Raw genomic sequence first — 22,638 nt, forward strand, 5'->3', positions numbered from 1 at the left:
CTATGAGGAACTACATCGGAGCCTACCTACCCTCGCCCTATTCCTAACCTCCCAAGGCCGCAGAGTGTCGTAGGCCTCATTTCCAGGTCTTGCGTCAGCACAGGTCAGAGTGCTACCGGATGACCCGACGTAATGAGAACGTAACTTCTGGGTCCGGCCGCGGGCAAGGAGTCCGCCCCCTTCGGGCGATCCCTCCCCGCGCACGTCAGCGGAACCGCCCGCACACGCCAAAGCCCGCCCGGGCGGGTCCCCGTGGGGACCGCGCCGAGGACGCACGGTGAGGAGCGGCGTGCGTCCCGCGCGGGCGGGCTCGGACGGTGGATGTCGGGTGGGGCCGCGGACTCAGCCGCGGGCGCCGTCCTGCGGGGTCTGCGGGTCGGCGGCGCCCTCCGCGGCCTGCGGGCCGGAGGCGTCGGCCGCCCCGCCGGTCCCACCGTCACCGCGGGGCGCCTCGGGAACCGCCGCGTCGGTGACCAGCGCCCGGACCTCCTCGGCCGGGACCGCCTCGCCCGCTCCGTCCGCGCGCCGCTCCTGCTCGCGCGCGGCGGTGAAGTCCTTGCCGTAGGCGCCCTTGGCCGGACGGCGGCGGCGCTCGGGGGCCTCGGCCCCGTCTGCCAGGCGGCGCGCGACCACCAGGAAACCGGTGTGCCCGATCATGCGGTGGTCCGGGCGCACCGCCAGGCCCTCCACGTGCCAGGTGCGCAGCATGGTCTCCCACGAGCGCGGCTCGTAGAAGCGGGGGTCCTCGCGCAGCTGCTCCACCACGCGCGAGAGCTGGGTGGTGGTGGCGACGTAGCAGCACACCAGCCCGCCCGGGATGAGGGCGTCGGCGACCGCGTCCAGGCACTCCCAGGGCGCGAGCATGTCCAGGAAGACGCGGTCGACGTCGGTCTCGTCCAGCTCCTCCACCAGGTCGCCGACGGTGAGCCTCCAGGCCGGGTGCGGACCGCCGTGGAACCTCTCCACGTTCTTGCGGGCGATCTCGGCGAAGTCGGCGCGGCGCTCGTAGGAGTGCACCATGCCGTTCTCACCGACCGCGCGCAGCAGCCAGTTGGACATGGCCCCCGAGCCCGCCCCGGCCTCCACCACGCGCGCGCCGGGGAAGATGTCGGCCTCCACGAGCACCTGGGCGGCGTCCTTGGGGTAGACGATGGTCGCGCCCCGCTTCATCGACAGGGTGTAGTCGATCAGCAGGGGGCGCAGCGCCACGTAGGCCGTGCCGGTGTTGGAGCGCACCACACTGCCCTCGGGCTGTCCGATGAGGTCGTCGTGGTCGACCTTGCCCTTGTGGGAGTGGAAGGCGGCGCCCTCTCGCAGGGTGATGGTGTGCATGCGACCCTTGGGGTCGGTCAACTGCACGGTGTCGCCGTCGGTGAAGGGGCCGCGGCGGCCATGGATACCGGTCAACGTCGCTCTCGTCTTCCCACGTCGCTATTGGTTGGCAGGGCGATCGCCCAGGGTATCGGCCCCCCGGTACCGCGGCGAACGCGCACGGGGCGCCCGCGCGTGCGAAATCCCCGCCCCCAGGGCAGTATTCAGCCTGACGGGCTCCTGACCGCGCCCGACCACCACACGAGGACCACGGGAGAAGACGACCCATGTCACAGCTGACCACGGGGCTGGGAATCGACATCGGCGGCAGCGGGATCAAGGGCGCGCCGGTCGACCTGACCACCGGCGAGTTCCTCAAGGAGCGGATGAAGGTCCTCACCCCCGACCGCTCCGACCCCGAGGCGGTGGCCGAGATCGTGCACGGGATCGCCGAGCACTTCCCCGAGGCGGCGGGAATGCCCCTGGGCGTGACCTTCCCGGGCGTGGTGCAGGGGGGCGTGGTGCGCACCGCGGCCAACCTGGACAAGAGCTGGATCGACACCGACGCGCGGTCGCTGTTCGCCGAGGCCACCGGCCGCCCGGTGCGCGTGCTCAACGACGCCGACGCCGCCGCCGTGGCCGAGACCCGCTACGGCGCGGCCAAGGACGTGCCTGGGGTGGTGCTGATGACCACCCTGGGCACGGGGATCGGCACCGCCCTGGTGGTGGACGGGCGCCTGGTGCCCAACACCGAGTTCGGACACCTGGAGATCGACGGCCACGACGCCGAGACGCGGGCCTCCTCGGGCGCCAAGGAACGCGAGGAGCTGTCCTACCGCGAGTGGGCGACCGAGCGGCTCCAGCGCTACTACCGGGTCGTGGAGGACCTGCTGTGGCCGGACCTGATCGTGGTCGGCGGCGGGGTCAGCCGCAAGGCGGAGAAGTTCCTGCCGCTGCTGGACATCCGCACGCCCGTCGTGGCCGCCTCGCTGCTCAACACGGCCGGGATCGTCGGCGCCGCCCTGGCCGCCGCCGAGTCCGAGGCGGGCTGAGGCGACCCGGGCCACCCGGCCCTAGGGGTGCGGGCGCAGCCCCCGACCGCCTTGTCCACGTCCGCCCCGGGCCCGTACACGGCCACGCCCGCCTGGTCCGGGTCCGCGGCGGGGGTGCCGTCGCCGGAGTCCTCGGCGCGCTCGGGGGTCACCGACCAGGGCCACCTGACGCGGTGGTCCGGGCGCTCCTACGGGATCACGCCGGGGGCCTTCCGCGCGGCGGACCGCCCCCGCTCAGCCCTCGCCGACGGACAGGGACAGGGCGACCACGATCCGCCGCGCGGCGGCGGAGGTGTGCGCGACCGGTGAGAGGGGCACGCCCGCCAGCGCCGCGGGCAGCCCGTCCTGGAGCGGCCAGCGCATCCACCACCACAGGTCCCCGCGGTGGGGCCGCAGCAGGGCGCGGTGGGGCCGGGTGCGGGGACCGGCGTCCACCGCCCCGCACAACCCGTCCTCACGGGCCTCCACCCCGCGTGAGCGCAACTCGGCGACCAGCCCGCGCAGGGCCAGGTTCGTCAGCTCCACGCGGTCCACCAGCCCGGCCGTACCCGGGTCACGCCTCAGGCTCGGACTCCCCGCCGGCGGGGTCTCAACGGTCAACTGGACTCCCCTCCCCTTCCCAGACGCCTCTGGGACCAACGACCCTTGCACTCTGCCGTACCCGGAGGGAAAATCGCCGGTCCTATGCGGATCACGCATACGTACTTCTTTCTTACACATAGCCACCAGCGGCGCCCGGAGTCCCTAACCTAAGCTCATGCCCCAACCAGACGGCGTTCTTCCAGCGGACCTGTGGACACGTCCCCGCATGGCGGGTGCCCTGGCCACCTGCGACATGGCGACGGTCATCGAGGGAGTGCGCGCGGCGCACGGCTGGTCCCAGGGTGACCTCGCCCGCGCGATCGACTACTCCCAGAGCTGGGTCTCGCGCGTGGTCAACGGCCAGCAGTCGCTGACCATCAGCCAGGTACACGACCTCGCCCGACGCCTGGACATCCCGCTGCACCTGCTGCGTTTCGGCGGCACCGCGCCCCAGGCCCGTCCCGCAGAGAAGGGGGTGGACACCACGAGGCGCCGCGACTTCGGACGCGCGGTGGCCGCGGGAGCACTGCTCACCGCCACCGCCACCGGTGCGGCTCAGGCCCCGGTGGCGTCGGACCCGTGCCCCGACACCGTCAACGAGACGACCGCGCACTCCCTGCGCGCCATCACCGGGGGACAGCGCCGCATGGACGCCACCTCCCCCTCCCGCCACCTGCTGCCCAGCGCTGTGGCGCACGTGCATCTGGCCGAGCACATGCGTGGGCAGTCGCACGGGACTCCGTTCCACGGCGAGTTGAGCGCCGCGGCCAGCGAGGCCTCCGGCTTCGCCGCCTGGCTGCACGCCGACCGGGGAGACATGGGATCGGCCAGGGCGCACTACCGCACCGCCGTGACGCGCGCCCGCCAGGCGGACATGCGCCTGCTCGACGTCTACATGCTGGGCTCCCTGGCCGCCTTCGAGACCGACACCGCCGAGGACCACCACCTGGGCCTGGGACTGGTCCAGGAGGCCGAACGCGTCCTGGGCCCGGCCGCCCACCCCACCGCGCGCGCCTGGCTGGCCTGCGTGGGGGCGCTCGCGCACGCCGGGAACGGGGACGGCGCCGCGGCCGCACGCGCCCTGGGACGGGCGGAGAGGGAGGTGGCCCGCTCCGCCAACACCGACCCGCCCTGGCCGTGGGTGTTCGCCTTCGACGAGACCAAGGTCGCCGGCTACCGCGCCCGGGTGGGCGTGCGGCTGCGCCAGCCGCACGACGCCCGGCGGGCCTTCTCCGAGGCCCTCACTCCCCACGGGGGCAACCCCAAGCAGTCCGCGGTCCTCCAGGTGGAACTGGCCTCGGCGCACGCCGAGGCGGGGGACGTGGACGAGGCCTTCCGGCTGGTCGACGAGGCGCTGAGCACGGGCGTGCGCTACGAGTCCGAGCGGATCATCGGCCGGGTCCGGGGCTTTCGCCGCCGCTACTCGGGAACGCGGGCGCGCTGCGCGACCGCCCTGGACGACCGGCTCCTGTCCCTGGTGAGGGGCACCGCCGCACAGGGGTAGGAAAACCGCGAAGCGACCATCAGGGAGGTCCCGTGATCCACATCGCGGTCACCGGTCACCGCGGCCTGGCCCCGGACGTGCGACGCACCGTCACCGCGCTGCTCACCGCCCACCTGGCGCCCTACGGCTGCGAGATGGTGGGCCTGTCGTGCCTGGCCGACGGCGCCGACGCCGTCTTCGCCGAGACGGTCGTCGCCGCCGGAGCCCCGCTGGAGGCGGTCATCCCCGCCTCCGGCTACCGCGAGGCGCTGCCCGAGGAGCACCACCCCGTCTACGACCGCCTCCTGCGACGGGCCGTCCACGTGCACACGCTGCCCCACACCGAGTCCACGCCCCAGGCGCACCTGGAGGCCGGAAGGCTGCTCGTACGGCGCTGCGACCAGCTCGTGGCCGTCTGGGACGGCCGACCCGCGCGCGGCCCCGGCGGCACCGCCGACGTGGTGGCCTACGCGCGCTCGCTCTTCCGACCGGTCTCTGTGCTGTGGCCCGAGGGCGCCCGCCGCTGACCCGGTTCAGCGCCCGCCCGAGACCACCGCGTTGACGTCCGCGGCCCTGAGCACCCCGCGCACCCCGCCGTCCTCGTCCACCACCACGTACTCCGGCAGCGGATGCCCCGTCAGCTCGCGCAACAACTCCTCACCCTCCAACCCCACCGGCACCAGAGAATGCTCGGTCACCGCCCGGGACACGCTCGACACCGGCACCCACGCCCGGCGCTGCGGCTCGATCGCCCCGGCCGCCGCCGGGTGCACCACCGCCGTGGGAACGCCCCGGGCGTCGGTCACCACGACCTCCACCGCCTCCGCCTCCCGCGCCCGGCGCTCGGCCTCGGCCAGCGACGTGTCGACCGACACCGTCACCGAGGACCGGGCCAGGTCCCGGGCACGCAGACGCGGGATGCGCTCACGCACCCGGGCGGAGCGCAGCGCGTCGGAGGCGCCCATCCACATGAAACCGCCCAGGACGAAGCCCCACACCACGCTCCACGGGCTGAGCCGTCCACCCGCCCACCACGTGATCAGGAACGGCAGCGCCACCACCAGCAGCGCCAGCACCCGACCGCCCCAGGCCGCGGCCACGCTCCCCGCGAAGGGCCGACCCGTCACCTTCCACACCCCGGCACGCAGCAGCCGCCCGCCGTCCAGCGGAAGCCCCGGCAACAGGTTGAACGCGCCCACCAGCAGGTTGGCGATCCACAACTGGAACAGCAGCTCACCCACCACCGTGCGCGGCTCGGTGAACAGGTACAGACCGAACCCGCCCGCCGCCAGCAGCAGGGAGAACAACGGACCGGCGAACGCGATCCAGAACTCACGCCCCGGCGTGGGCGCCTCGCGCTCGATCTCGGAGACCCCGCCCAGCACGTACAGCACGATGCGCCGGACCGGCAGACCGTACATGCGCGCGACCACCGCGTGCGCCAGCTCGTGCACCAGCACCGACGCGTAGAGCAGCACGGCGAAGACGAAGGCCAGCAGGTAGGCGCCCGGCCCCAGCGCCAGGCGCCCCTGGACCACGCCGCCGTAGACCAGGGTGATCAGCGCCGCGACGATCAGCCACGAGGAGGTCACGTACACGGGGATGCCGAAGGGGCGGCCGATCAGTAACCCCGGCCTGGCGGAACGCTCGCGGGGTCTGGGCGCGGATGGGTCACTACCGGTCGTCACACCCCCAGCCTACGGCCCGCCCGCCCCGGCCCCGCGGCGCCCACGACCGCGCTCCGCGCCGCACCGCCCGTCCACAGGCCGCCCTCTCCCCTCGCGGCCTGTCGCGACCTTCTCATAGGCTCGATCCATGACCACCGCGCTCCTCCCGTCCGCCCTCTCCCCCTCCCGGGCCTCCGACTTCCTCCAGTGCCCGCTGCTGTTCCGCTTCCGCACCATCGACCGCCTCCCCGAGGCACCCAGCACGGCGGCCCTGCGCGGCACCCTCGTCCACGCCTGCCTGGAGCGCCTGTACGAGCTGCCCGCCGAGTCGCGCAACCCGCGCAACGCCGTCGGCCTCGTCGAGCCCCAGTGGAAGAAGCTGCGCGAGAGGAAGCCCGAACTGGACGAGCTGTTCGCCGACGACGCCGAGCGCGACACCTGGCTGGAGTCCGCCCGCGACCTGGTCCGCCGCTACTTCGACCTGGAGAACCCCACAGCCCTGGAGCCCCGAGACCGCGAGATGCGCCTGGACGTGTCCCTGCCCACCGGCCTGCGGCTGCGCGGCTACGTGGACCGCATCGACGTCACCCCCTCCGGCCAGATCCGGATCGTGGACTACAAGACCGGCAAGTCACCCGCGCCCCGCTTCGAGGACAAGGCCCGGTTCCAGATCTTCTTCTACGCGGTCATGATCTGGCGCGACCTCGGCGTCGTCCCCACCCGCCTCCAACTCGTCTACCTGGGCGGCGACGGAGCGGTGCGCTGGTACGACCCCACCGAGGACGAACTCCGGGCCGCGGAGACCGAGATCGCCGACATCTGGGCGCGGATCGAGGCCGCCGGACGCGCCGGGGTGTGGGAGCCCCGCAGGAGCAAGCTCTGCGGCTGGTGCGAGCACCAGGCCCTGTGCCCGGAGTTCGGCGGCACCCCGCCGCCCCTGCCCGCGCCGACGGACCGCCCGCGCGGGTGACCCCGCCCGCACGCCGCCCGGGATACGGCACAATTCCCCCTGTGCCCGTCTCAGTACTGCTGGTCGACGACCAGCCCCTCGTCCGCGCCGGTTTCCGCATGATCCTGGAGTCCGCCCCGCACCTCTCCGTCGTGGGCGAGGCCTCCGACGGCCGCGAGGCGGTCCGCGAGACCCGCGGCCTGCTGCCCGACGTCGTCCTCATGGACGTGCGCATGCCCGGCATGGACGGGATCGAGGCCACCCGGCAGATCGTGTCGTGGGCGCGGCCCCTGGGCCACCGGGTGCGGGTGCTGGCGCTGACCACCTTCGACCTGGACGAGTACGCCGTCGAGGTGCTGCGCGCGGGCGCCTCCGGGTTCCTGCTCAAGGACGCGCCGCCCGCGGAACTCGTCTCAGCCGTCGAGGTGGTCGCGGACGGGGCGGCGGCCGTCTCCCCCACCGTGCTCAACCGCCTGCTCGACCGCTTCGCCCCGCTCCTGCCCTCCGCCTCCCCCGGCGCCGAACCCGCCGAGGACACCCTGACCGCCCGCGAACACGAGGTCCTGCGCCTGCTCGCGCGCGGGTGGTCCAACGCCGAGATCGCCGCCCACCTGGTCCTGGGCGAGACCACCGTCAAGTCCCACGTCGGCAGCATCCTCACCAAGCTGGAACTGCGCGACCGGGTCCAGGCCGTGGTCTACGCCTACGAGCACGGCCTGGTCCGCCCCGGCGAGCGCGACAACGGCTCCGGCTGACGCCGCCGACCCGCGTTCCGGGAGCACCTGGCCACCAGGTGCCGTGCCCCCCGCCCCCGGCACGCGCATCGGGCCACCAGGTTCACCGGCCTCCGCCGACACGCGGCCCGGCGCGCCAGGCCCCGCCCCGCCGGGGCTGCGGCCCGATCCGGCCCCGGCCCCGACCCCCCGCGCACGGTCCCCGGGCACGGCGCCGAGGGCCCCGGCGCGTCGCTGTGGACGGGCCCCCGGCCTTGACAGGATGATCCGGTGATCGAACTCACCGGCCACGAACCCCGTTCCGGGCGAACCCCGCCCTCGGGGACCGCGTCCCCTCATGGGTTGTCCACAGCACGCCGGTCACCACGGGTACAGGCGGGGAGGAGACGGAGACAGGAATGCCAAGCAAGCGGGAGCGGCCCGTGCCCCCGAGCGAGGACCGCCTGCTCAGCAGGATGCGGGACTGGCGGGAGGCGCACGAGCGGGAGCTGACCCCGGACGGCTTCGACGAGACCGAGGACGTCAACCTCCCCGACGCCCGCGCCATCGACCTGGTGCTGCGGGTGGGAGAACTGATGCTCGCCAGCGGAGAGGGCACGGAGGCCGTCAGCGAGGCGATGCTCAGCCTCTCGGTCGCCTTCGACCTGCCCCGCTCGGAGGTCTCGGTCACCTTCACCACCATCACCCTGTCCACCCACCCCGGGGGCGAGCACCCCCCGATCACCGGCGAACGGGTGGTGCGCCGCCGCACCCTGGACTACTTCCGCGTCAACGAACTGCACACCCTGGTACAGCAGTGCGCGCTCGGCCTGCTGGAGCTGGAGGACGCCACCGCCCGCCTGACCCAGATCAGGCGCGCCCGGATGCCCTACCCCAACTGGCTCATCGCGGTCGGGTTCGGCCTCATCGCCTCCAGCGCGAGCCTCATGGTGGGCGGCGGCCTGATCGTGGCGACCGCGGCCTTCCTGGCCACCGTCATGGGCGACCGCACGTCGGTGTTCCTGGCCAAGCGGGGCGTCGCGGAGTTCTACCAGATGGCGGGCGCGGCGGTGGTGGCCGCCACGATCGGCGTGGCGCTGCTGTGGGCCAGCACCACGCTGGACCTCGGCCTCCAGGCCGGGGCGATCATCACCGGCAACATCATGGCCCTGCTGCCCGGACGCCCGCTGGTATCCAGCCTCCAGGACGGCATCAGCGGCACCTACGTCTCGGCGGCGGCACGCCTGCTGGAGACCTTCTTCATCCTGGGCGCGATCGTGTCCGGCGTGGGCGCGGTCGCCTACACCGCCCAGCGCCTGGGCGTGAGCATCAACCTGGAGGACCTCCCCTCCGCGGGAACCTCGATGGAGGTCCCCGTGCTGATCGGCGCGGCCGGGATCGCGGTGGCCTTCGCGATCTCGCTCGCCGTACCGCCCCGGATGCTGCCGATGATCGGCGTGCTCGGCGTGATGATCTGGGTGATCTACGCGAGCATGCGCGACCTGCTGCACGTGCCCGCGGTCGTGGGCACGGTCGCGGGCGCGGTCGCGGTGGGCGTGGTGGGCCACTGGCTGGCGCGGCGCACGCGCAGACCGGTGCTGCCCTACCTGGTCCCGTCGATCGCCCCGCTGCTGCCCGGCAGCATCCTGTACCGGGGCCTGATCGAGATCACGCAGGGCGACCCCTCGGCCGGGCTGCTCAGCCTCGCGGAGGCGGTCACGGTGGGCCTGGCGCTGGGCGCGGGGGTCAACCTCGGCGGCGAGCTGGTCAGGGCCTTCCAGCACGGCGGACTGGCCGGTGCGGGGATGCGCAGCCGCCCGGCGGCGCGCCGGACACGCGGCGGGTACTGAGCTCCTCGTGTCCGGGACCGGACAGGGCAGAACCATTGCTGGCCTGGGGGTGTCTCACTTCCCGAGAGCGGACGACAACGGCGGGGCGAACACATCCGTGTTAAACCGCGACAAGCATGTGATGTGAACCACTACTCTTGGCGTCAGCTCAACGACGAGCACCTCTGGACCGAAAGGCCTGTCCCATGTGCAGCCACGAACCTGCCTGCCCGTCCTTCGAGGACACCGACCGCGAAGCGGCCCGGGTCGTCTCCAGCCACCCCGAACAGGGCTGGAGCCTGCTCTGCAACGGTGTCGTCCTCTTCGACGACACCGGTGAGCTGCTTCCCGACGGGGCGGTCGTCGCCCCGCACCGTCCACGCGTCGCCGCCTGACGCCCGGCCGCACCGACACGCCCCGGCCGCGAGGCCGACGCACCCCGCCCGGCGCACACACCCCGGGCGGTGACGTGTCCCCTGACGGCCCCCGGTGACCGCGCGAGCACCGGGGCCCGTCCCCGGCCCTCACTCGCGGACCGGGTCGGGCCACCCCTCCGGCAGCACGTCCCGGCCCCCCGTCGCCTCACTCAGCCGGCGCCGGAAGTCGGCGTGCACACCGGGCCCCCACACCAGTCCGCTCGGCGTGCGCAGAGCCTGCTCCATGGCGGACCGCAGCGCAGCCGGACGCGCCTCACCCTCGGCCACCGGCAGCGCCAGCAGGGCGTGCATCTGGGTGACCACTGCGAACAGCTCCCCCGCCAGCGCGGGCGCGCTCGCGGTCGCCGCGGCCTCCTCCAGGTAGGGGTCCCACCACACCTCCCCGGACCCGCCGTCCGCGTCCTCCTCGGGCGCGGCGAAGCCCCTGCGCAGCCTCCGGCGCACCTGCCCCGCGGTGTCCTGGTCCCGGTCCCCCAGACCCAGCCGCCAGACCCGCTCGGCCGCGCCGGGGTCTCCGCGCAGGGCCAGCAGCCCCGCCAGGAGTTCCACGGCGGCGGCGAAGGTGCCCGGCGCGGCCCCCGGCCCCCCGGCGTCCTCGGAGACCGCGTCCGGGTCCGGGTCCACGACGGCGCCGACGTCGGCTATGGCGTGCTCCAGGTGGGCGGCGGCGCGCAGCAGACGCAGACCGGGATCGTCGGCGACCGACAGGCCGCGCTCGACCGCGGCCGCGGCGGCGCCCGGCAACCCCCGCCCCAGCAGGCGTTCGGCCAGGTCACGGGAGGCGTCCACGACGGTGGCGGCGTGCAGGCGACCGAGCGAACCGGGATCGGGCGGCAGGGCCAGCGCCGCGTCCCAGTGCTCCTCGGCCCCGCCGGTGTCGCCGCGCCCCTCGGCGGAGCGGGCCAGCCCGTAGCGCGCCACCGCCGTGTAGTCGGCCCCGCCCAGGTCGAGCAGGCGGCGCCAGACGCGGTCGGCCTCGGCGTGGTCGCCGTCCTGTTCGAGGGAGAGCGCCAGGTGGTAGGCGGCGCGCGGGGCGTAGCGCGGGTCGCCCGTGGCCAGGGCGCGGCGGGCGGCCTCACGGGCGGCGGCCGGGTCGCCCCGCTGGTCCTCGACCACGGCCAGGCCGAGCAGGGCGCGGGCCTGCACCCGCGGGTGGGGGTTGGCGGCCACCGCCTGCTGGTAGAGCCTGGCCGCGCGTTTGAGGTGGCCGCTCTCGGCGAGGTCCTGGGCCTGGTCGCACAGTTCGGCGGCGCCCTGCCCGGTCGGCGCCTCCGCCTCGTCCGTGTCCCGGGGATCGGTGGCCGGGGGCGGGTCGGCGGGGCCAGAGCGCGCGGAAGGTCCGGACGTCGTGGTCATGGTCTCCGCTTTCCATGGGGGTGGCGGGGTGGCGGTCCGCGTGGTGGGAACGCGATCCGTGTCGCGGCAACTCTAACGCCTGCGGCGGCCGGGGACCGGGGCCCGCGCCGCGGCCGTGGGCACCACCCCGTTCCCCACCCCTCCCCCGACGGGCATGGAGAACGAACCGGACTTTTACGATGTAGATCTGCAAAAGGACAGAAGAAGGGGCGCCGGTCCGAGGACCGGCGCCCCTCACCTGGGCCCGGGCCGCCCTACATCTCGAAGGCCTCCGGCGGCGGGCAGGAGCAGACCAGGTTGCGGTCCCCGTAGGCCTGGTCGATCCGGCCGACCGGCGGCCAGTACTTGTCCGTGCGCAGCGACGCCAGCGGGTAGGCCGCCTCGGCGCGCGTGTAGCCGTGCGACCACTCGTCGGCGGTCACGGCCTCCGCGGTGTGCGGGGCGTTGCGCAGCGGGTTGTCCTGCGCGTCCCACTCCCCCGAGGCCACCTTGTCGATCTCACCGCGGATCGCGACCATCGCCTCGACGAAGCGGTCCAGTTCGGCGAGGTTCTCGCTCTCGGTCGGCTCCACCATCAGGGTGCCGTTGACCGGGAACGACATCGTCGGCGCGTGGAAGCCGTAGTCCATGAGCCGCTTGGCGAGGTCCTCGTTGCTGATGCCGCTGGCCTTCTGGAGCGGGCGGATGTCCACGACGCACTCGTGCGCCACCAGACCGCCCGCACCGGTGTAGAGCACCGGGAAGTAGGGCTCCAGCCTCTTGGCCAGGTAGTTCGCCGACAGCACCGCGGTCTCGGTGGCCGCGCGCAGCCCCTCCTCGCCCATCATGCGCACGTAGGCCCAGGAGATGGGCAGGATGCCCGCCGAACCGAAGGGGGCCGCCGAGACCGGGCCGACCCCCGTGTGCGGGCCCGCCTCGGGCTGACCCGGGTGGTTGGGCAGGAAACCGGCCAGGTGCGAGCGGACCGCGACCGGGCCCACGCCCGGACCGCCGCCGCCGTGCGGGATGCAGAAGGTCTTGTGCAGGTTGAGGTGGCTGACGTCGGCCCCGAACTCGCCCGGCTTGGCCCAGCCCAGCAGTGCGTTGAGGTTGGCGCCGTCCACGTACACCTGGCCGCCCGCCTCGTGGACCAGGCGGCACACCTCGGTGACGGTGTCCTCGTACACGCCGTGCGTGGACGGGTAGGTGATCATGATGGCGGCCAGGTCGCCGGCGTGCTTGTCGGTCTTGGCGCGCAGGTCCTCCAGGTCCACGTTGCCGTTGTCGTCGCAGGCCACCACGGCCACGCGCATACCGGCCATCACGGCGCTGGCGGCGTTGGTGCCGTGCGCGGAACTGGGGATCAGGCACACGTCGCGGTGGGCCTCGCCGCGCGAGCGGTGGTAGCCGCGGATGGCCAGCAGCCCGGCGAACTCGCCCTGCGACCCGGCGTTGGGCTGGAGGGACACCGCGTCGTAGCCGGTGACCTCGGCCAGCCAGGCCTCCAGCTGGCGGATCAGGGTCACGCTCCCGGCGGCCTGGTCCAGCGGTGCCAGCGGGTGCAGTCCGGCGAACTCGGGCCAGGTGACGGGCTCCATCTCCGCCGTGGCGTTCAGCTTCATGGTGCACGATCCCAGCGGGATCATCGTGCGGTCCAGGGCCAGGTCGCGGTCGGAGAGGCGGCGCATGTAGCGCAGCAGCGAGGTCTCGCTGCGGTGGGTGCCGAACACCGGGTGGGTGAGGTAGTCCACCTGGCGGGCCAGCTCGACGGGGAGGCGGTCGGCGTCCCCGTCCACGCTCAGGCGCACGCGCGAGGAGCCGCGCTCGGCCTCGCCGAAGGCGGACAGGACCTTCTCCAGGTCGGCCTCGGTGGTGGTCTCGTCCACGCTCACGCCGACCGTGTACTCGTCCGCGGCCAGCAGGTTGTACCCGGCCTCCAGGGCGGACTCCACGACGCGGGCGGCGCTGGGCACGCGTACGCGCAGGGTGTCGAAGTAGGCGTGGTGCAGGACCTCGAAACCGCGCTCGGCGAGGGCGTCGGCCAAGGCGGCGGTGCGGGTGTGCACCTGGCGGGCGATCGCGCGCAGGCCGTCGGGGCCGTGGTAGACCGCGTACATCCCGGCCATGACGGCGAGCAGGACCTGCGCGGTGCAGATGTTGCTGGTGGCCTTCTCCCGGCGGATGTGCTGTTCGCGGGTCTGGAGCGCCAGGCGGTAGGCGGGCTTGCCCGCGTTGTCCACCGAGACGCCGACCAGGCGTCCGGGGAGCTGGCGGCGCAGCTTCTCGCCCACGGCCATGTAACCGGCGTGCGGGCCGCCGAAGCCGAGCGGGACGCCGAAGCGCTGGGTGGAGCCGACGGCGATGTCGGCGCCCAGGTCTCCGGGGCTGCGCAGCAGCGTCAGGGCCAGGATGTCGGCGGCCACCACCGCGAGGGCGCCCCGCTCGTGGGCCTGGGCCACGACCGGGCCCGGATCGCGCACGGCGCCGCTGGAGGCCGGGTACTGCACCAGGACGCCGAAGGCGTCGCCCTCGGGCAGGCCCCGGGACAGGTCGGCGACCACGACCTCGATGCCCAGGGGTTCGGCGCGGGTGCGCAGCACGTGCAGGGTCTGGGGGAAGACGTCGGCGTCGACGACGAAGACGTCGGCCTTGCTCTTGGAGGCGCGGCGGGCCAGGGTCATGGCCTCGGCGGCGGCGGTGGCCTCGTCGAGCAGGGAGGAGCCCGAGACGGGCAGGCCGGTCAGGTCCGAGACCATGGTCTGGAAGTTGAGCAGGGCCTCCAGGCGGCCCTGGGAGATCTCCGGCTGGTAGGGCGTGTAGGCCGTGTACCAGGCGGGGTTCTCCATGATGTTGCGCAGGATGACCGGCGGGGTGAGGGTGCCGTAGTAGCCCTGTCCGATCAGCGAGGTGCGCACCCGGTTGCGGGAGGCCAGGTCGCGCAGCTCGGCCAGGGCCTCGGCCTCGCTGAGCGCCGGGGGCAGGTCCAGCGACGCGCTGCGACCGGGGCCGGTGAGGATGGACTCGGGTACGGCGTCGGCCATGAGTTCGGCGGTGGAGCCGTAGCCGACCGCCTTGAGCATCTCCTGGACCTCGGCGGGCGTGGGGCCGATGTGGCGGTCGGCGAACACCCGGGCGGGCGCGCCCGGGGTGTGCACGGGCTGGTCTGGCACGGAGACCTCCTGGTGACAGGGCCGAGTCGGGTCGGCGGTGTTCCTCACGGTCTCCCCCTCTGTCACCGGGCACGCGGGTGCCCAGGCTTCAGAGCGGCCTCCTCCACGCGGTCCATGGTGCCTGAGAGGTTACTGGGGAGTATTGCCCCGTCGGCGCCCCGTTGCGGGGTCTCTCTCGCGCGGTGTCGACAGCCAGCTGACGATCTGTACGTGTGTACAAGCAGGGTGAATGTCGTTTTTCATCCCTGTTGTGAATACGACCGTACTCGATCGTCGCCAGGGGTAGCGCTCCCGGGCAGGCGTTTCGCGCAGAACACAGCGAGAGCCTGGAGGTTCCTCCAAGCAGCCGCGCCCCCGGCCGACGCACGGACACCCCCGGGGCTGAGGGCGGCGCCTGTCGGTCTCAGCCGGTGCGGCGCTCCCGGCGGCGCCTGGCCAGCTCGTCCACGGGCTGGGGCGCGGCGGCGGGCAGGTCGGCCCGCTCCTCCGCGGGTACCACGCCCAAGGCCTCCTCCACCTCGCGCCAGACGTTGCCCAGCGCCAGGCCGAACATGCCCTGGCCGCGCTGCATGAGGTCCACGACCTCCTCCGGGGAGGTGCACTCGTAGACGCTGACACCGTCGCTCATGAGGGTGATGCGGGCCAGGTCGGGGGCGGGCCGGCCGCGCAGGTGGTCGACCGCGGTGCGGATCTGCTGGAGGGATATCCCGGTGTCCAGGAGCCTTTTGGCGACCTTGAGCAACAGGATGTCGGGGAGGCTGTACAGGGGGGCGTTGTGGGCTCCGGTGAGCACGCTCGGTTCCACCAGGCCGGTCCTGGCCCAGTAGTCGAGCTGGCGGTAGCTGATCCCGGCGGCCGTACACGCCGCGGGGCCCCGATACCCGACGTCCATAGGCAGCGCCACCAAGTCTTCTTCGCACAGTAGGCCCTGCTGCCCCGCTAGCCGCAGCGCGGACCGCCTGTCATGGGGATCCCGCTTGCCGCTCGCTACCGCCACGCCGACCTCCGGCTTCTCGTCCCACGGCGGGCTCGACAGGGGATGTCCACTCAGGGAACGGGTGCGCCGTGGGTTCCACTGCACTGAAGGTAGGACGGCCGACCGGCAGCGTCAACGACACCGCGCGGCGCGTCGCCAAGTGCGCGCGGCGCCGGTGTGCGGGGGCCTCCCCGGTGGCGCCCGACGCGCAAGCGGGGGTTTCGGCCCTGATCATCACGACCACTTCCGTTACCCAATCTATCACCGGCCCCGCGGACGGAGCCGCAGGTCGGGGCGTGTCCTCCCCGGCGCGCGCCACCACCGCGGCACGGGACCCGCGCCTGTGCGCGGGCCCCGGGGGAGTGCACGTGCGCCACGGGCCTACTCCGCGCGCCTGCCGAAGTCCTCGGGCGAGATGTTGTCCAGGAACTCCCGGAACGCCTCGACCTGGTCCTCCTGCTCGTCCGGGATGGGCATCCCGGCCTCGTCGATCACGTCCTCGTGCGCGTAGATGGGCGTGCCCGTCCGTAACGCCAGGGCGATCGAGTCGGAGGGGCGCGCGCTCACCTCCACGCCGTTGCTGAAGACCAGCTGGGCGTAGAAGATGCCGTCGCTGAGGCCGGTGATGTTCACCGTCTTGAGCCCGGTGTCCAAGGCGTCGAGGACGTCCCGGAACAGGTCGTGGGTGAGCGGTCTGGCCGGTGCGACGCCCTGTTGGGCCAACGCGATCGCGGTGGCCTCCACACCGCCGATCCAGATCGGCAGGTAGCGGTCGCCTTCGGATTCCTTGAGCAGGACAATCGGCTGGTTCGAGGGCATCTCAACACGGACGCCGACGACCTCCATGTGCTTCACAGCGTCTCCGTCCCACGAGTCGTGATGCCGGATGGGCGCTCGTCCCTGCTCCCGCTGCGGATCAGGACCCGAGGGCGAAATCGGCACCCTTCGTTACAAAGCTCTCCGGCGGCGGGGGGCCGCAAACCTCATCGGCCCACCCGCCGCTCCCGCGGTCGTCCCCGCGCCGGTCAGCGGCGCGGTTTGGTCAGCAGGACCATCCGGAACTTGCCGATCTGGATCTCGTCTCCTCCGCCGAGCTGGGCCTCGTCGACCGGCTCGCGGTTGACGTAGGTGCCGTTGAGGCTGCCCACGTCGCGGACTCCGAACCCGTCGCCGCGGCGGAAGAACTCCACGTGGCGCCGGGAGACGGTGACGTCGTCCAGGAAGATGTCGCTGTTGGGGTGGCGGCCGGCGGTGGTCACGTCACTGTCCAGCAGGAAGCGGCTCCCGGCGTTGGGGCCGCGCCTGACCACCAGCAGCGCCGTGCCCGGCGGCAGAGCGTCCGGGTTGGCGGGGTCGTCGCCGCCCAGCTCGTCGCCGGACTCCTCCTCTTCCAGGGCCTGTATGCCCGAGAGGGAGATGGTGGACGTGACGTCTCCGCCGGAGTCCCTGCCAGTGCCGGATCGGGGGCCCTGCTGTTCGGCCCTGCGGATCGGAGTTCCGCAGTGGGAGCAGAAACGGGCATCATCCGCAACGGCGTGACCGCACTGCGTGCAGTAAACGCTCGACATAGGTCGGCTCGGCCTCCTACCGCACGGGGCGGTGCTTGATTGGGCTGATCGGTGGCACGTACCGGGCGCCGGGCGGGCACTGGGCCCGCACGCCGTCCGGTACGCGGTGAGACGGCCCGCTGTCGCGGCAGCGGTGCGCCTCACGCGGTCGGTCGCTAGGTCTCATCCCCCGTGTCGCACTCCTTGTCACCACCGGCGGGGGTGTCCGCCGTTGCCGGGATACCCGGTCCGGTGGGCGACGCGGCGCTTCGGGGAACACTCGACTTTAAACCATATCCCTGTCCAGGAAGGGTTTTGCTCCTCCCCCGCCCGCTGTGGACGACCCGCCTGGAACGGATCGCCGAGCGGTGTGCTCGTCGTCGCGGAGGGTGTCCGCCGACGGCGGAGGGCCGGGTCGGGGCAACACGCCTGTCCTGGTGCTGATGCCGTGTCGGCGGGTTTGGTTCTCCACGGATCCCCCTGGATTCGCACCGACTTCACCGAACCGCCACGACCTGCCTGTATGCCCATTTTAACCCGCCGGGTCACGCACGGTAGGGGCCGCGCCCGCGCACGGTGCGTGACGCAGGGGCCACGCGCCGCGCGGGCGCGGACGGAGGACCCGCCCGCGCCCGCGCGGCCCGCCTCAGCCCTCGGCCCGTTCCACGACGGCCGCCCACTCGTCCAGCAGACGGTGCGCTGTGTCGGAGTTGGGACCTTCGGCCCAAAGATGGGTGACGGCCTCCGCGGTGTCGGGGAGGACCAGGGCCCAGCTTCCGTCCGGCTCGATCACCCGGACGCCGTCGGTGGTGTCGAGTTCGCGACCGCCAGCCGCCTCCACGACGGCGCGCATCACGCTCCCCTTGACCGCCCACGGGGTGGGCACCGAACGGCGCAGCAGGTGCGCCTGGGGGATCGTGCGGTCGATCTGGCTCAGCGAGCGGCGGGTCCTGGCCACCAGTGACAGCAGCCGCACGAAGGCGGCGATGGCGTCGCTGGTGGGGCTGAACCGCGGCACGATGAACCCGCCGCGGCCGTCGCCCGCGAAGATGACGTCGTCCTGGGCCTGGACCGCCTTGGTCAGCTCGTCGGTGGCCGTGGCCGTCCAGTGGACCTCGACCCCGTGCGAGGCGGCCACGGTCTCGGCGACGCGGGTGGTGGTGACGGGCAGGGCCACCGTCCCGGTCCCGTACTCGGCGCAGACCAGCTCCAGGACGACCAGCAGGGCCCGGTCGTTGTGTACCAGGTCGCCGCTCTCGTCCACGATGGAGAGCCGTTCGGCCACGGGGTCGAAGCGCACGCCGAAGTCGGCGCCGGAGCCAGAGACCAGCTCGCCCAGCCGCGCCAGGTCGCGGTTCTGCTTGGCGACGGTGTCGGTGGGCGAGGACTCGTCCAGCCGGTTGTTGACGGTGAGCACGTCCACGCCGATCCGGCCCAGCAGGGAGGGCAGGATGAGCGAGCCGCTGCCCCCGGCGCAGTCCACCACGACCTTGAGCTCGGCCTCGGCGACGCCGGAGGTGTCCACCTTGCGCAGCAGCTCGTGGGAGTAGCTCTCCACGTTGCGCGACGGGAAGGTCAGCTCGCCGATCTCGCCGGGGAAGGCCCGGCGGTACTCGGCGCGGGAGAAGACCCGGTCGAGCTTGCGCTGGGCGCCGGGCGACAGGTCGGCGCCGTCGCCGTCCAGGAACAGGATGTCGACCGACTCGGGGTCCCCCGGGGTGGTGCGCACCGTGATGCCGCCGCTGACGCCGCTCTGGGAGGTGTGGAAGCGGGCCACGGGCAGCGGCACCACCTCCAGGTCGCGCACCTCGATGGCGGCCGCCGTGAGCGCGCTGATGATCGCGCGCTTGAGCGTGCGGGCGGCGCGCGAGACGTCACGCGAGGTGGTGACGATCGCGCCCTTCTTCAGGGTGGTGGCGTAGGCGTTGGCCAGACGCACCGCCAGTTCCGGGGTGATCTCCACGTTGATCAGGCCGGACACGCCCCTGGGGCCGAACAGCGAGCGCTGCCCGCGCGACTCCCAGATGACGTTGGTGCTGACCACCGCACCGGCCTCGATGGTCTTGAACGGGTAGACCTTGACGTCGTTGTGCAGATAGGCCTCGGACTCGACGACGCAGTCCTCGCCCACGACCGCGCCCTCCTCGATCCGGGCGGCCGCCATGACGTCGGTGTTCTTGCCGATGACGGCGCCGCGCAGGTTGGCGCCGCGGCCGATGAACACGTTGTCGTGCAGGACGGTGCGGTGGGCGAAGGCCTCCGAGCGCACGACGGTGTTGCTGCCGACCACGGTGAACTCGCGCAGCTCGGCGCCCGCCTCGACCTTGGCGTAGTCGCCGATGTAGAGCGGGCCCTTGAGGACGGCCTCGGGGTGGACCTCGGCGCCCTCGCCGACCCACACCCCCGGGGAGACCTCGAAGCCGTCGATGTCCACGTCCACCTTGCCCGAGAGCACGTCGGCCTGGGCGCTGAGGTAGCTCTCGTGCGTGCCCACGTCCTCCCAGTAGCCGTCGGCGATGTAGCCGTAGAGGGGCTCGCCCTCCTCCAACAGCTGGGGGAAGACGTCGCCGGACCAGTCGACGACCTCGCCCGCGGCGACGCGTTCGAGGACCTCCGGCTCCATGATGTAGATGCCGGTGTTGACGGTGTCGGAGAAGACCTGGCCCCAGGTGGGCTTCTCCAGGAAGCGCTGGATGCGCCCCTGCTCGTCGACGATGATGATGCCGAACTCCAGCGGGTTCTCCACACGCTTGAGTCCGATGGTGACCTTGGCGCCGCTCTCGCGGTGGAAGCGGACCATGTCGGTCAGGTCGATGTCGGTCAGGGCGTCGCCGGAGATGACGATGAAGGGCTCGCCGCGCAGGTGCTCCTCGGCGTTCTTGACGCTGCCCGCCGTGCCGAGCGGCACCTCCTCGGCGACGTAGCTGAGCTTCATGCCCAGTTCCTCGCCGTCGCCGAAGTAGTTGCGGATGAGGGTGGCCAGGAACTGCACGGTGACCACGGTCTCGGTGAAGCCGTGCTTGCGCAGCAGGCGCAGCACGTGCTCCATGATGGGCTTGTTGACCACCGGCAGAAGCGGTTTGGGCTGGTTGGCGGTCATGGGGCGCAGGCGGGTTCCCTCGCCGCCCGCCATCACGACGGCCTTCATAGGAGGCGCGGCGGCCTCCGGGGTGGTGTCTGCGGCCTGGCTCATCGCCGGTACCTCCGTAGCGCTGGGCCGCCGGTGGGCACCGCGGGGGGACGGTGTTCGGAGCGCACGCCGTTGCGGGCGGCGGGACATGTTCTCATGCGGAGACGACACTCCCTCTCGATCCGACAGGACTCGTGGTGAGCCGGTCCGCGTGCGGATCAGGGGCCGGTCCGCCCCTGGTCCGGGCGGCTCGGTCGGTCCGCGCCCTCGGCGGCCGCGCCGGGGTCGCCGTCAGCGGTCGCCGGTGCGGCTGGACCGAGTCGGTCCCGGGCGTGACCGCGTACGGGGTCGCTGTCGCCCACGGCCCTGGGGCCGCCGGTGCGATCAGCGCCTTCGTCGCGGCGGGTCTGGGCCATCAGGCGCAGTCCCTGTACGGCGTAGAGCAGTCCGGCCCACCAGTACAGAGCAGTTCCCCAGAGCGCGAAGGCCCAACCTATAATTCTCGCCACATCTGCGGCGATCGTGGCGTAACCAGCGAGGAACAGGAGCGGGAACGAGTAGAGGAGGCACAGCGTGGCTGCCTTGCCCGCGAAGTTGACCGGCAGGGGCCCGTAGCCGAAGTGGCGCAGGAGCGGCAGGGCGCCCAGGATCAGGACGTCGCGCAGCACGAGGATGCCCATGAGCCACCAGGGCACGATGCCTCGGATGACCAGGCCGAGCAGGGCGGCGAAGATGTAGAGCCGGTCCGCGAGGGGATCGAGCACGGTCCCCAGGCGCGAGGTCTGGTTCCAGGCGCGGGCGATCTTGCCGTCGAGCCAGTCGCTCAGGCCCGCCAGGGCCAGCACGAGCAGGGCCCACCAGTCGGCCTGGGGCACCAGCACGAGCCACAGGAACAGGGGCACGCCCAGCAGCCGGAGCATGCTCAGTAGGTTGGGAACCGTCCAGACGCGGTCACTGACCGCCGGGCTGACCACATCGCCCCCCGCCGTGTGTCTGCCTTCTTGCGCGGATCGCCCCATGGCGCCAACGATAACGGGCGGGAGGGTCGTTTCCCGCCATCGTGGATCCACCCGCCCTGGTCGGAGGGCGGCCGCACCCCGATCGTACCGTGTACGCTTTGCGGCCTCCCCGGCCGCGACCCCTCACCACCGTCCAACGCGGGGCGGCCCGGCGGGGTTCCCCGGACGGGGCCCGACCGCCTCTACCCGGCTGCGGGCTCCCCCTCAGCGGGCGGCGAGCAGGGCGGCGAGGCGGCGCAGGCGTTCGGGACCGGTGGGCTCGGCGTCCTGGAGCGGGACCTCCACCGTTCCCAGGCGGGCGAAGCGCTCGCGGGTGGCGGCCAGGGCCTCGGCGGTGTCGGGTCCCGCGGCGTCCCCGCGCGGGATCTGGTTGACGACCACGGGGGCGAGCCGGAACCCGGCCCCGGTGAGCTGTTCGACGGCGCGGGCGGTCTCGGCCAGCACCATGCGGCGGGGCAGGGTCACCAGGCGCACCCGGGCGTCCCGGCGCAGGCGTTCGGCGGCGCGCTCCAGGCGGTGGCGGCGCGCGTGCAGGCGCTCGGTGAGGGGATCGGCCTCCTCCCGCGGGCCGCCGACGACGTCGGCGAAGGCCTCGGCGCGGCGGGCCCGCTCGCGCTGGCGGGTCAGCCCCACCACCCAGGGGGTCAGGAGCGTCGGCAGGTTGAGCAGACGCAGCAGGTGCCCGGTGGGGGCGCTGTCCACGACCAGGGCGTCCCAGCGCCGCCCCACCTGCTCCATGCGGTCCACGAGCAGGTCGGCCAGGGCGGACTCGGCCATGCCGGGACTGGCCCCGGCCTGCTCAAGGTGGCGGCGCACGGCGGGCATCACCTCGGGCGGGACGGCCCGCTCGGCGTCCCGGAGCACCTGGGCGATCCGGCGGCGCACGGCGGCGTCGGCGTCGGGCTCGGCGGCCCACAGACCGGGGGCGACCGGGACGGGCTCGTCCCCGAGCGGTGCCTCCAGGGCGTCGCCGAGCGAGTGGGCGGGGTCGGTGGAGAGCACCAGCACCCGCTGCCCGGCTTCGGCCAGGGACAGCGCGTGCGCGGCGGCCAGGGTGGTCTTGCCGACCCCGCCCTTGCCCCCGAAGAAGGTGATCGGCGCGGCGGGGCCGGTCGCGGACTCGGTCAACAGCAGCCTCCGGGGGCTCCGAAGTCCCTGCGGCCCATCCTCTGGTGCCACTCGTGCAGGTCGGCGACCATGTAGGGGATGAGGTCGAGGGTCTCGTAGGCGACGGGGTTGTCCACTCCCAGGCTCTCCAGCATGAGCAGGGCCCGCAGGGTGTCCTGCTGGGTGCGGGCCTCGCGTCGGCGCGCGTGCCCCCAGCGCGCCTCGAAGACCTGCTGGTGGAAGTCCTCGAAGCGGCGCCAGGCGGCGACGGCGCGGCGCCAGGCCCCCGGCGGGGGCCCGGCGTCGGCGCCCGGGGCGCTCACTGGGCGGC

Annotated in this window: 19 protein-coding genes and 1 riboswitch; of the genes, 7 read left to right on the forward strand and 12 right to left on the reverse strand. The window is 73.2% G+C overall.

All coding sequences use genetic code 11. The annotated features are described in order from the left end of the window. Positions 1-342: 342 nt before the first annotated feature. Complete coding sequence (locus KGD83_RS18385) at positions 343-1,407, reverse strand: tRNA (adenine-N1)-methyltransferase (RefSeq protein WP_212640355.1); 1,065 nt, start codon at positions 1,405-1,407, stop codon at positions 343-345. A 191-nt stretch (positions 1,408-1,598) separates the two neighbouring features. On the opposite strand from KGD83_RS18385, the gene ppgK reads away from it, so the two are divergent. Beyond that, a complete protein-coding gene (gene ppgK / locus KGD83_RS18390; RefSeq protein ID WP_212640356.1) occupies positions 1,599-2,363 on the forward strand; it encodes a polyphosphate--glucose phosphotransferase in 765 nt (254 codons plus the stop codon). Between the two features lie 234 nt (positions 2,364-2,597). On the opposite strand, the gene KGD83_RS18395 is transcribed toward ppgK, so the two are convergent. Next, positions 2,598-2,963, reverse strand: a complete 366-nt coding sequence (locus KGD83_RS18395; RefSeq protein WP_212640357.1) for a hypothetical protein — start codon at positions 2,961-2,963, stop codon at positions 2,598-2,600. 208 nt (positions 2,964-3,171) lie between these two features. On the opposite strand from KGD83_RS18395, the gene KGD83_RS18400 reads away from it, so the two are divergent. Further along, a complete protein-coding gene (locus KGD83_RS18400; protein WP_212644490.1) occupies positions 3,172-4,449 on the forward strand; it encodes a helix-turn-helix domain-containing protein in 1,278 nt (425 codons plus the stop codon). A 32-nt stretch (positions 4,450-4,481) separates the two neighbouring features. Beyond that, entirely contained in the window at positions 4,482-4,955 is a 474-nt protein-coding gene (locus KGD83_RS18405) for a hypothetical protein (protein ID WP_212640358.1), read from the forward strand. Between the two features lie 6 nt (positions 4,956-4,961). On the opposite strand, the gene KGD83_RS18410 is transcribed toward KGD83_RS18405, so the two are convergent. Next, complete coding sequence (locus KGD83_RS18410) at positions 4,962-6,026, reverse strand: site-2 protease family protein (protein ID WP_212640359.1); 1,065 nt, start codon at positions 6,024-6,026, stop codon at positions 4,962-4,964. A gap of 217 nt (positions 6,027-6,243) precedes the next feature. Here KGD83_RS18410 and KGD83_RS18415 point away from each other — a divergent pair, with 217 nt between their 5' ends. The 4 genes from KGD83_RS18415 to KGD83_RS18430 all read left to right on the forward strand — a co-directional run bounded on the left by KGD83_RS18415 (position 6,244) and on the right by KGD83_RS18430 (position 9,981). Further along, positions 6,244-7,065, forward strand: a complete 822-nt coding sequence (locus tag KGD83_RS18415; protein ID WP_212640360.1) for a RecB family exonuclease — start codon at positions 6,244-6,246, stop codon at positions 7,063-7,065. A gap of 41 nt (positions 7,066-7,106) precedes the next feature. Further along, positions 7,107-7,799 carry a response regulator gene (locus tag KGD83_RS18420; RefSeq protein WP_212640361.1) on the forward strand — a complete coding sequence of 231 codons (693 nt, stop codon included), beginning with the start codon at positions 7,107-7,109 and terminating at the stop codon, positions 7,797-7,799. A gap of 377 nt (positions 7,800-8,176) precedes the next feature. Further along, positions 8,177-9,607: a threonine/serine exporter family protein gene (locus KGD83_RS18425; RefSeq protein WP_249351938.1), complete on the forward strand. Its 1,431-nt coding sequence runs from the start codon at positions 8,177-8,179 to the stop codon at positions 9,605-9,607. 185 nt (positions 9,608-9,792) lie between these two features. Then, the gene (locus KGD83_RS18430) at positions 9,793-9,981 is read left to right on the forward strand and encodes a DUF5999 family protein (protein ID WP_013152513.1); all 189 of its coding nucleotides are present in this window, start codon (positions 9,793-9,795) and stop codon (positions 9,979-9,981) included. Between the two features lie 129 nt (positions 9,982-10,110). Here KGD83_RS18430 and KGD83_RS18435 read toward each other — a convergent pair whose 3' ends face one another. The 9 genes from KGD83_RS18435 to KGD83_RS18475 form a co-directional block, all read right to left on the reverse strand. Continuing rightward, positions 10,111-11,379: a tetratricopeptide repeat protein gene (locus KGD83_RS18435; protein ID WP_212640362.1), complete on the reverse strand. Its 1,269-nt coding sequence runs from the start codon at positions 11,377-11,379 to the stop codon at positions 10,111-10,113. A 254-nt stretch (positions 11,380-11,633) separates the two neighbouring features. After that, positions 11,634-14,528, reverse strand: coding sequence for an aminomethyl-transferring glycine dehydrogenase (gene gcvP, locus KGD83_RS18440; RefSeq protein ID WP_212640363.1), 2,895 nt, complete (start codon positions 14,526-14,528; stop codon positions 11,634-11,636). Between the two features lie 98 nt (positions 14,529-14,626). Continuing rightward, positions 14,627-14,716, reverse strand: a riboswitch (glycine riboswitch). A 215-nt stretch (positions 14,717-14,931) separates the two neighbouring features. Next, complete coding sequence (locus KGD83_RS18445) at positions 14,932-15,420, reverse strand: MerR family transcriptional regulator (RefSeq protein ID WP_019609133.1); 489 nt, start codon at positions 15,418-15,420, stop codon at positions 14,932-14,934. Positions 15,421-15,885: 465 nt separating this feature from the next. Then, entirely contained in the window at positions 15,886-16,359 is a 474-nt protein-coding gene (locus tag KGD83_RS18450; RefSeq protein ID WP_047870924.1) for a bifunctional nuclease family protein, read from the reverse strand. A 170-nt stretch (positions 16,360-16,529) separates the two neighbouring features. Beyond that, positions 16,530-17,072, reverse strand: coding sequence for an FHA domain-containing protein (locus KGD83_RS18455; RefSeq protein WP_212640364.1), 543 nt, complete (start codon positions 17,070-17,072; stop codon positions 16,530-16,532). A gap of 625 nt (positions 17,073-17,697) precedes the next feature. Continuing rightward, positions 17,698-20,244: a sugar phosphate nucleotidyltransferase gene (locus KGD83_RS18460; RefSeq protein WP_394358077.1), complete on the reverse strand. Its 2,547-nt coding sequence runs from the start codon at positions 20,242-20,244 to the stop codon at positions 17,698-17,700. Positions 20,245-20,399: 155 nt separating this feature from the next. Continuing rightward, positions 20,400-21,155 carry a CDP-alcohol phosphatidyltransferase family protein gene (locus tag KGD83_RS18465; RefSeq protein WP_212644493.1) on the reverse strand — a complete coding sequence of 252 codons (756 nt, stop codon included), beginning with the start codon at positions 21,153-21,155 and terminating at the stop codon, positions 20,400-20,402. Between the two features lie 249 nt (positions 21,156-21,404). Continuing rightward, entirely contained in the window at positions 21,405-22,328 is a 924-nt protein-coding gene (locus KGD83_RS18470) for an ArsA family ATPase (protein ID WP_212640365.1), read from the reverse strand. Further along, positions 22,325-22,630, reverse strand: coding sequence for a cory-CC-star protein (locus KGD83_RS18475; RefSeq protein ID WP_212640366.1), 306 nt, complete (start codon positions 22,628-22,630; stop codon positions 22,325-22,327). The genes KGD83_RS18470 and KGD83_RS18475 overlap by 4 nt, the downstream gene beginning before the upstream one ends. Positions 22,631-22,638 lie beyond the last annotated feature (8 nt).

The sequence above is a fragment of the Nocardiopsis akebiae genome, from assembly GCF_018316795.1.
GTDB classification, from domain to species: domain Bacteria; phylum Actinomycetota; class Actinomycetes; order Streptosporangiales; family Streptosporangiaceae; genus Nocardiopsis; species Nocardiopsis dassonvillei.